Genomic DNA, 748 nt, shown 5'->3' with positions numbered 1-748 from the left:
AAGGGAAGTGGTATGCGAGCACTATCTGACTGGTTAGAAGCCTACGGTGAAAGCCATCAAAACCCAATCAATCAAAAAATTCACAAAGTTGCCGTACCGGGTATTTATCTTTCTGTGGTAGGGCTTATTTGGTCCATTCCTCAACTTTCAATCTTAGGTTTTCAGCTCAACTGGGTTTGGTTCGCTGTCATTCCTGTTTGGGTCTTTTACTTCCGTTTATCTCTCAGTGTGTTCATGATGATGCTCGGTTACACGTTAGCGTGCATTGGTTTGATTTGGTCGTTGGAGATTCTACGGCTACCCGTCTTACACATTTCTATGCTGTTGTTTGGCGCTTTGTGGATTCTTCAGTTCATTGGGCACAAAATCGAGGGCAAAAAGCCATCCTTTTTTGAGGACCTACAGTTCTTATTAATCGGCCCAATCTGGGTGTTTCGAAAGCACTAAATGCGCAAGCTGAGTGTATTGCCACAACACGATTACGATTTTGAGTGTAGTATTCGGCTCCTTTCGACGTTTATGTAGTAGAGGCGAGTGGTGAGTGACGCGCATTTCCAAGGGCAGTTTGAAGTTGAGTTAAAGTATCGAGTAAAAAATCATGATGCATTTTTAAACATGCTCAAACAGATTGAGCATGAAGTCATGTTCGAAAACAACCAAGAGTCAGATTGGTTTTACGATACCCCACAACGCACGCTTACTCAGCAGGGCAAGAGTTTAGTGCTCAGAGAAATTCAGCCTGCCGGCA

General features: G+C 43.6%; 1 protein-coding gene and 1 pseudogene. Both read left to right on the top strand.

Features of this window, described 5'->3' with window-relative positions; translation table 11 throughout:
* Positions 1-12: 12 nt before the first annotated feature.
* Complete coding sequence (locus R7Z49_RS24635) at positions 13-447, top strand: DUF962 domain-containing protein (protein ID WP_318112319.1); 435 nt, start codon at positions 13-15, stop codon at positions 445-447.
* Between the two features lie 87 nt (positions 448-534).
* A pseudogene (locus R7Z49_RS24630) lies at positions 535-748 on the top strand (adenylate cyclase); the annotation flags it as partial.

Origin of the sequence: Vibrio sp. 1562 (assembly GCF_033340155.1) — a bacterium.
In the GTDB taxonomy this organism is placed as follows: Bacteria; Pseudomonadota; Gammaproteobacteria; order Enterobacterales; family Vibrionaceae; genus Vibrio; species Vibrio alginolyticus.
The sequence above is the reverse complement of the archived record's forward strand: the minus strand, read 5'-3'. Positions and strand labels throughout refer to the sequence as shown.